Source organism: Streptomyces sp. NPDC051104, from assembly GCF_040682835.1.
In the GTDB taxonomy this organism is placed as follows: Bacteria; Actinomycetota; Actinomycetes; order Streptomycetales; family Streptomycetaceae; genus Streptomyces; species Streptomyces cynarae.
On sequence record NZ_JBFBBS010000003.1, the window covers coordinates 323,537 to 331,637 of the forward strand.

At 72.0% G+C, this 8,101-nt stretch carries 7 protein-coding genes; 4 read left to right on the forward strand and 3 right to left on the reverse strand.

Annotation, left to right across the window (positions count from 1 at the left end; genetic code table 11):
* Nucleotides 1-116: 116 nt before the first annotated feature.
* Nucleotides 117-1,637 (reverse strand): glycosyltransferase family 39 protein, encoded by a 1,521-nt coding sequence (locus AB0N14_RS08100; RefSeq protein WP_366024851.1) that lies wholly within the window; start codon nucleotides 1,635-1,637, stop codon nucleotides 117-119.
* A 106-nt stretch (nucleotides 1,638-1,743) separates the two neighbouring features.
* Between AB0N14_RS08100 and AB0N14_RS08105 the strand changes: the two genes are divergently transcribed.
* The 3 genes from AB0N14_RS08105 (at nucleotide 1,744) to galE (ending at nucleotide 5,796) form a co-directional block, all read left to right on the forward strand.
* The gene (locus AB0N14_RS08105; protein WP_366024852.1) at nucleotides 1,744-3,075 is read left to right on the forward strand and encodes a glycosyltransferase family 87 protein; all 1,332 of its coding nucleotides are present in this window, start codon (nucleotides 1,744-1,746) and stop codon (nucleotides 3,073-3,075) included.
* A 53-nt stretch (nucleotides 3,076-3,128) separates the two neighbouring features.
* On the forward strand, nucleotides 3,129-4,733 hold the full coding sequence (locus tag AB0N14_RS08110) for a glycosyltransferase family A protein (protein ID WP_366024882.1): 1,605 nt from the start codon (nucleotides 3,129-3,131) through the stop codon (nucleotides 4,731-4,733).
* 82 nt (nucleotides 4,734-4,815) lie between these two features.
* Nucleotides 4,816-5,796, forward strand: coding sequence for a UDP-glucose 4-epimerase GalE (galE, locus tag AB0N14_RS08115; RefSeq protein WP_366024853.1), 981 nt, complete (start codon nucleotides 4,816-4,818; stop codon nucleotides 5,794-5,796).
* Between the two features lie 107 nt (nucleotides 5,797-5,903).
* On the opposite strand, the gene AB0N14_RS08120 is transcribed toward galE, so the two are convergent.
* Complete coding sequence (locus AB0N14_RS08120) at nucleotides 5,904-6,875, reverse strand: oxidoreductase (protein WP_366024854.1); 972 nt, start codon at nucleotides 6,873-6,875, stop codon at nucleotides 5,904-5,906.
* A 99-nt stretch (nucleotides 6,876-6,974) separates the two neighbouring features.
* On the opposite strand from AB0N14_RS08120, the gene AB0N14_RS08125 reads away from it, so the two are divergent.
* Nucleotides 6,975-7,571 carry a TetR/AcrR family transcriptional regulator gene (locus tag AB0N14_RS08125; protein WP_366024855.1) on the forward strand — a complete coding sequence of 199 codons (597 nt, stop codon included), beginning with the start codon at nucleotides 6,975-6,977 and terminating at the stop codon, nucleotides 7,569-7,571.
* Nucleotides 7,572-7,690: 119 nt separating this feature from the next.
* On the opposite strand, the gene AB0N14_RS08130 is transcribed toward AB0N14_RS08125, so the two are convergent.
* On the reverse strand, nucleotides 7,691-8,101 hold a 411-nt coding region (locus AB0N14_RS08130), incomplete at its 5' end, for a VCBS repeat-containing protein (protein ID WP_366024856.1).

Below are 8,101 nucleotides of genomic sequence, written 5' to 3' on the forward strand. Positions count from 1 at the left end.
TCGAGCGTGGGGAGTCGGCGACCGACGACAACGCCGCTGGGGGTGCCCACGCCGTCAAGGCAGTGGGGGAGTGCGTGCCAGGCCCCGCGAGCCCGGCGTGATCCAAACGAGAGGCCCTAGTTCGACAAGTTCGACGACGGCACCTGGCGGCGTACGTAGAGTCGAAGTGTGAAGTGGGGCCGCACGTACTCCTCGCGGGTGACGAAGTCGCGCTTCACGACCCCGAGTTTGGCGCGGTCCGTGGCGTTCCAGGGCGTCCAGGAGGAATCCAGCGCGTACCGCTCGGTGACCACCCAGACGTACCTGAGCCCCTCGAGCCGCCGCCGCAACTCCTCGGGACCGACCTCCCGTCCGTACAGCGTCCCGCTCTCGGCGGCCGGCACGCCCAGCGCCACGTCCCGGACTCCCCGGAACCCGGCCGGATAGGCGAGCGCCGACCGCCGCTCCAGCGAGGGCAGGAACAACACGGGATCCCCGGACCGCACCCGCCGCGCCACGGCCGCGGACACGGCCCCGAGATCATCGGGCCGGTGCGCGGCCCGCCGATCGGCCCGGAGCAGGGGCAACTGCACGAGCAACGCACAACAGACGGCCACGACGCCGAGCAGGGCCACACCATCGCCGTACAGCCGGCGGTCCATGTGCGCCCACCCACCGAGCCGCAGCCGCCGCACCAGCCCGGCCGCCCGCTCCGCCCCGGCCGCCGCCAGCAACGGCACCCCGGCCAGCGAGTACAGCACATACCGGTCGTAGTACAACGGCCGGAACTGCGACACCGCCATCAGCACCGCAGGCGGAATCACCAGCAGCGGCCCCGCGACCCCCACCAGGGAAACCCCCCGCGGCAACGGCGCCAGAGCCCCCAGCACCGCCAGCCCCAGGCACGGCACGAGCACCCGGCGCGACGGCCCGAAGAACTCCTCCACCAGCCCCTGCACGCTCCGCGCGTCCGGCGCCGTCAGCCACGCGACCTGCTCCGCCTGCCCTCGGGACACCAGCACCAGCGGCAACAGCACCACCACCGCGGCCCCGGCCGCACTCCCCCACCGAAGCCACACCCGCCCCGGCACCCGTGCCAACGCCAGCGTGCAGGCATGTGCCAGGAGCATCAGCGGCGCGAACTCGTGCAGTACGCACGTGACGGCGACGACCAGCCCGTACGGCCACCACCTCCCGCCCTCCACGGCGCGCACGAGCAGCAGGGTCGCCCCCGCCACCCCGGCCGCGACCAGCGCGTAGGAACGCCCTTCCTGCGCGTAGTGCCCGACCATCGGCGTCACCGCGTAGAGCAGCCCCGCCCACAGCCCCACACGCGGCCGCCCGAGCCGCACTCCCAGCGCGGCGACCAGACCCGCGGCCGCGGCCGCCCCGCACACCGAGGGCAGCCGCAGCAGCACCTCGCCGGGATGGAGGGCCAGGACCGGGTGCATCAGCAGGTAGTACAGGCCGTGCACCGCGTCCACACTCCGCAGCAGATGCCAGATCTGCGGCAGCGAGCGGCGCGCCACCTGGAACGTGGCCGCCTCGTCCCGCCACATGCCGTCACGGTCCAGCCCCCACAGCCCGAGTGTGAACATGACCGCGACGGGCACCAGGACGGCGATGCGCTCCCCGCGCCTCATCGGTGACCGGCTCATGCCCGCATTCAACATGCGCGGGTTTCGTACGATTAAACAACTTTTGCCCTGAGTTGACGCTGTATCCACCACACGCGCCACGCAGACGGCCTACCATCCGGGCTTGATGAGTGCCTTGAAGACTGCCCTGGAACGCCCGGCGACCAGACCGGCACCCTTTTTCCCGCCGCCCTTCTGGAAGAGGGTGCGCCGGACGCATCGGTTGCTTCTGCTCGCCGTAGGCTGGCTCGCCACCCGTGCCCTGATGCTCTGGCTGCTCGCCCACGACCAGTACCCGCTGCTCGGCCGGGGCGGGGTCGCGAAGGAGGTCTGGAAGCTCTACTTCCACTGGTACGGCATCCTCCGGCACGGCGCCTTCCCCTCCGGCGACCACCTGTGGCAGTACCCACCGGGCGCCGGCGCGGTGCTCCTGTCGCCCGCGCTGCTGCCGGGGCTGACGTACTTTCAGGCGTTCGTGGTCATCACGTTGTTCACGGACGCCTTGATCACGCTCGTCCTCGCGCACGCGGGCACCCGCCGGGGCCGCTCACTGCGCGGCGCGGCGCTGTGGATCGCCGGTCTGCCGCTGCTGCTGCACATCCCGCTCGTCCGGTACGACGTCCAGGTCACCGCCTTCGCCGTCGTCTCGCTGCTCACGGTGGGGCGCTCCGCGCGCCTGGGCGGCGCGTTCGCGGCCCTCGGCGCCCTGGTGAAGGTGTGGCCGGCGCTGGCGCTCATCGGCACGCCGCGAGGCCGCGGCACCCGCCAGGCGTGGACGACGGCGGCCGTCACCGTGGTGACGCTGCTCGCCGTGGTCGCGGTCCTGTTCCGCAACCCGTTCGACTTCCTGCGCCAGCAGGGCGGCCGGGGCGTGCAGATCGAGTCGCTGGGCGGCACGGTGCTGATGCTGGCGCGCCGGACCGGCTGGTCGGGCACCACCCGCTACCAGTACGGCGCCGTGGAGTTCGTCGGCCCGCATGTGCGCGCGGTCGCCGACTGCTCGCTCGCGCTGACCGCGGTCGCCTTCGCGCTGCTGCTGCTGTGGCGGCTGCGCGCCCGTCGCTGGACGCCGGCGACCCCGTACGACGCGGCACTGACGGCCGTGCTGCTGTTCACGGTGACGAGCCGGGTGATCAGCCCCCAGTACATGATCTGGCTGGTCGGGCTCGCCGCCGTCTGCCTGACCACACGGCACACCACCCAACGCCCCGCGGCCTGGCTCATCCTGGCGGCGACCGCGATCAGCGCCGTGGTGTACCCCGCCTTCTACGGGGAGGTGATCAGCTCCACCTGGAGGGGCTGTCTGCTCATGCTGGCCCGCAACGGACTGCTGACCACCGCGGCGGTCATGTCGTTCGTCCGCCTGTGGCGCTCCGGGCGCGCGGTGCCGCGGCGAGAGAATGCGGAGGCCCCCGCAGGGAAGGGCCGGGTTCCCGCCCTCTCCCCCACAGGAGGTTAAGGGCCACTTAACAGATCATTACCGGCTGCCCGTATTCTCGGCTCGTGGAAGCGATGGGTCACCCTCACGATGCACAGGTCAGCGTCGTCGTCATCGGATACGACGACGCCGCCCATGTGACAGGCGCGGTCCGTTCGGCCCTCGCGCAGGGCGGGGTCGTCCGCGAAGTCATCGCGGTCGACGACTGCTCGTCGGACGGCAGCGCCGAGCTGCTGCACGCCCTGGCGGCCGAGGAGCCGCGCGTCAGAGTGATCAGCCGGACCACCAACAGTGGCGGCTGCGGCACCCCGCGCAACGACGGGATCGAGGCGGCGACCGCCCCGTACGTCATGTTCCTGGACAGCGACGACGTGCTGCCGCCGGGCGCGGTGGACGCGCTGCTCATGGCGGCCGTCGCGCACGGCACCCAGCTCGCCGCCGGCCTGTGTGTGCGCCGCGAGCTGCCCTCGGGCCGCGAGGTGCCCTGGCAGCCGGAGCTGTACGAGCGGGCCGCGGTGGTCTCCCACCCCTCCCGGCGCCCCGGCCTGGCCCACGACACGCTGTGCGTCAACAAGCTGTACCGCACCGACTTCCTGCGCGAGCACGGCATCCGCTTCCCCGACGGCCGCTTCCCTTACGAGGACTTCGTCTTCAGCGCGCGCGTGCTGGCCGCCGGCCCGAGCATCGCCGTGATCCCCGACACTGTGTACGTCTGGCACGTGCGCCGCTCCGCCCAGCGCCTGTCCATCTCCCTCGCCCGCGCCGACGTCGAGAACTGGAAGGCGCGCATGGAGGCGACCCGGCAGTCGTACGAGATCCTGCTGGGCGCCGGCGAGAAACCGCTGGCGCGGGCGGCCCGCACCACCTTCCTGGACCGGAGCTTGCGCATGTACACGCGGGAGCTGCCGTTGCGCGACGAGGAGTACCGCAAGGAGTGGTGGCGGCTCACGCGCGCGTACCTCGAGGAATTCGAGGCGGCCGACTTCGCGCAGGCGTCCGTGCCGGGGCGGGTCGTCGCGCAGGTGGTGCTCGCCTCCGAGCAGCCGCGCGACCTGCACCGGCTCAAGGAGCTCGCGGCCCGTCCGGCGCGGCTGACCCCGCGGTACGCGAGGACGGCGGACGGCACGCCCGTCTGGTCGGACGACCTGCCGCAGGTCCGGCTCGAGCACCTGCTGCAATGCCCCATGGAGCACCTGCCGGTCACCGTCGAGGCGGAACTGCGCCCCGGCGCTCGTGCCGGCCGGCTGCGGCTGCGCCTGCACGAGCTGTACGGGCGGGTGGAGAACGCGCGTCCGGCCCGGGTGGACGTGGAGTTCGTGCTCCGGGAGGACGAGAAGCGGGTGGGGCTGTCCACCACGGCCGAGCTCCGGAAGGACCCGGACTCCGCCGGCTGGACTGCCGAGACACCGGTGGACCTGGCGGCCCTCGGCGCCGGAACCTGGGACCTGAAGCTGACGCTCCGCTTCGATGACGGAACGAGCCGCGAGACCGCGCCGCACGCCGTCGCGGGCGCCGGCCTGCTGCGCCGCCAGGCGGTGCCGAGCCTGAGGCACGGCGTGCTGCTGGTGCAGCCGTACGCTACGCACTCGGGAGCGCTGGCGCTGAGGGTCGCGTCGGGAGTGCGAGGTGTGACATCGGTCGCGCGGCGTAGGCTCCGGCGCCTGATTCACTTGAGGTGAAGGACGGCGGGTGAACTCCACCTGCTTCACTGAAGTGGCAGCAAGAACACGACAGGCCAACGAGCAAGGAGACGGCCGCATCATGACCTGGCTGATCACCGGCGGTGCCGGTTACATCGGGGCGCACGTCGTCCGTGCGATGACCGAGGCGGGCGAGAGCGCCGTGGTGTACGACGACCTGTCCACGGGCATCGCCGAGCGCGTGCCCGCTCAGGTGCCGCTGGTGGAGGGCTCCACCCTGGACGGCGACCTGCTGCGCCGCACGCTGGCGGAGCACTCGGTGACGGGGGTCGTGCACCTGGCGGCGAAGAAGCAGGTGGGCGAGTCGGTGGAGCTGCCGCTGCACTACTACCGGGAGAACGTGGAGGGGCTGCGCGTCCTGCTGGAGGCGGTGACGGAGTCCCAGGTTCCCTCCTTCGTGTTCTCCTCGTCCGCCGCCGTGTACGGCATGCCGGATGTGGACCTGGTCACGGAGGACACGCCGTGTGTCCCGATGTCTCCGTACGGCGAGACCAAGCTGGCCGGCGAGTGGCTGGTTCGGGCGGCGGGAAGGGCGACCGGCCTGTCCACCGCGTCCCTGCGCTATTTCAACGTGGCGGGCGCGGCGAGCCCCGAGCTGGCGGACGTCGGCGTCTTCAACCTGATCCCGATGGTGTTCGAGAAGCTGACCGAGAACGCGGCACCGCGCATCTTCGGCGACGACTACGCCACACCCGACGGCACCTGCATCCGCGACTACATCCATGTGGCCGACCTGGCCGAGGCCCACGTCGCGGCCGCCCGCGCGCTCCAGGCCTCCCCCGGCACGGACCTCACCCTCAACATCGGCCGCGGGGAGGGCGTGTCGGTCCGCGAGATGATCGACCGCATCAACGCGATCACCGGTTACGACACCGCGCCGACGGTCACCCCGCGCCGCCCCGGCGACCCGGCCCGCGTCGTCGCCTCGGCCGACCGTATCGCCCGGGAACTGGGCTGGACGGCCAAGCGCGACGTGGAGGACATGATCACCTCGGCGTGGGAGGGCTGGGTGCGCAGGCATCCGGAAGCGGCGCGGCGGTAGGACGCTCGGGCCTCGCGAGGCGGCGCGGCGGTAGGACGCTCAGGCCTCGCGAGGCGGCGCGGCGGTAGGACGCTCAGGCCTCGCGAGGCGGCGCGGCGGTAGGACGCTCAGGCCGTCGCGCTCCGCGAGAGTGCGGGGAGTTCCGGGAACGTGGCGCCGGTCAGTTCCTCGGACACCGTCCACAGGCGGCGGGCCGCCTGTGGGTCACTGGCCGCGCGGGAGCGGCCGACCAGGGTAGGTGCGCCGCGCATCTCGCCCAGGCCGTCGGGGCCGACGTAGCTCGCGCCGGGCAGGTCCTGGGTCGCCGCGTAGAGGGTGGGCAGCGCGCCCGCCTTGTCGTCCTGGGCGAACAGGCGGTTGCCGACCTGCATCCCGATCCGGCGCAGGGCGCTCGCGTCGTGACCCTGGAGGTTGGTCGCGGCCCAGCCCGGGTGCGCGGCCAGCGCCCGCACCCGCGAGCCCGCCTCCGTCAGGCGGCGCTGCAGCTCCAGGGTGAACAGCAGGTTGGCCAGCTTGGACTGGGCGTAGGCCGCCATGGGGGAGTAGGCGCCGGTCAGGTTCAGATTCTCGAAGTGGATGCGCGCACCGGGGTACCGGTGCATACCCGATGACACGGTTACCACCCGGTCCCTGACATGCGGCAGCAGCAGGTTCGTCAGGGCGAAGTGGCCCAGGTGGTTGGTGCCGAACTGGGTCTCGAAGCCGTCCTTGGTGGCGCCCTCGGGGACGTTCATGACACCGGCGTTGTTGACGAGCACGTCGATGTCGCCCTGCCACTCGCCGGCGAACTCCCGTACGGACGCCAGGTCGGCCAGGTCGAGACGGCGCACCTCCAGGCGGCCCTTCGCACCGCGCACGGTGGCGGCGGCCGCCTCGCCGCGCCGGGGATCGCGTACGGCGAGCACCACATGGGCGCCTTCCCGGGCGAGGGCGTCGACGGTGGCGAAGCCGATGCCGCTGTTGGCGCCGGTGACGACGACGGTGCGGCCGGTCTGGTCGGCGATGTCGCCGACGTTCCACTCGGCCTGCTTGGTCGGTTCGGTCTGCTTCTTGCTCTGTGTGCTCTGCGTCGTGGGCATGCGGCTAAAGTAGGCGCCGACAACAATGCTGTCAACGACAACAAAGGTGACGCCGCCAACAAAGTAGTCGGCGACCACATCCTGGCTACACTGACCTGCATGCACACTCGACGCCGTTACCACCACGGAGACCTCCGCGCCGCGCTGCTCACCCGCGCCGAGGAGACACTCCGGGAGAAGGGACCGGCCGCGCTGTCCCTCCGGGAACTCGCCCGCGACCTGGGCGTGAGCCACGCCGCACCGAGCCGTCACTTCAAGGACAAGCAGGCGCTGCTGGACGCGCTGGCGCTGGCCGGCTTCGACCGGCTCGCGCAGGCGATGACGGCGGCACTGGAGGAGACCGGAGAGTCGTTCGCCGAACGGCTGCGGGCGGGGGCCCGCGCGTATATGGACTTCGCCACCGCCAACGCCGAACTGCTCGACCTCATGTACGCGATCAAGCACACCCCCTCGGCGTCCGAGCAGCTGAACGCCGCGTCCCAGCGGTGGACCGACGCGATGGCGGCCCTGATCACCGAGGGCCAGCGCCGAGGAGAGGTGCGCGAGGGCTCTGTGGAGCGCGTGGGCGTCGGAGTCTTCTCCACCCTGCACGGCTACGCCTCACTCGCGGCGGGCGACCACCTGCCGCCGGAGGTGCGCACCCAGGGTCTGGACGACCTCGTCGCGTACATCCTGCGGGGCTGCGCCCCGGAATAGCGCACGCGGTAGCGAGCCCCGGGCCCGCTCGAGCCGGCCGCTACACGGCCGACCCCCGTCCGCCCTGGCGGTGAACCGCGCAGTTCGGACGGGGGTCGCCAGGCCGGCGGTGATACCGGTCAGATGATGGGGTCGTAGATGTTCCACCCCGTGGCGATGCTGCTCCGCGAACCGTACGGCGACGTCGGGCTGCCGGTGCCCGGGTAAAGGTACACGTTCCCGGAGGAGTCCCGGGCGACGAGGTCCGGCTTGCCATCGCCGTTCACGTCACCGGGGCCGACCATGGTGTAGCCGCCCCAGCCCCAGCCCGCCTTGATGCGCGGCCCGAACGGCGACGTCGTGCTGCCCGTTCCGGGATAGACGAACAGGTTCCCGGAGGAGTCCCGGGCGAGCAGGTCCGCCTTCCCGTCACCCGTGAGGTCGCCGCCATTGACCATGGTGTAGCCGCCCCAGCCCCAGCCCGCCTTGATGCGCGGCCCGAACGGCGACGTCGTGCTGCCCGTTCCGGGATAGACGAACAGGTTCCCGGA

Excerpts from the sequence above, each read along its gene's own strand:
- AB0N14_RS08110 (WP_366024882.1), top strand. The coding sequence starts at position 3,129 with ATGGGTCACCCTCACGATGCACAGGTCAGCGTCGTCGTCATCGGATAC.
- AB0N14_RS08105 (WP_366024852.1), top strand. The coding sequence starts at position 1,744 with ATGAGTGCCTTGAAGACTGCCCTGGAACGCCCGGCGACCAGACCGGCA.
- galE (WP_366024853.1), top strand. The coding sequence starts at position 4,816 with ATGACCTGGCTGATCACCGGCGGTGCCGGTTACATCGGGGCGCACGTC.
- AB0N14_RS08125 (WP_366024855.1), top strand. The coding sequence starts at position 6,975 with ATGCACACTCGACGCCGTTACCACCACGGAGACCTCCGCGCCGCGCTG.
- AB0N14_RS08120 (WP_366024854.1), bottom strand. The coding sequence starts at position 6,875 with ATGCCCACGACGCAGAGCACACAGAGCAAGAAGCAGACCGAACCGACC.
- AB0N14_RS08100 (WP_366024851.1), bottom strand. The coding sequence starts at position 1,637 with ATGAGCCGGTCACCGATGAGGCGCGGGGAGCGCATCGCCGTCCTGGTG.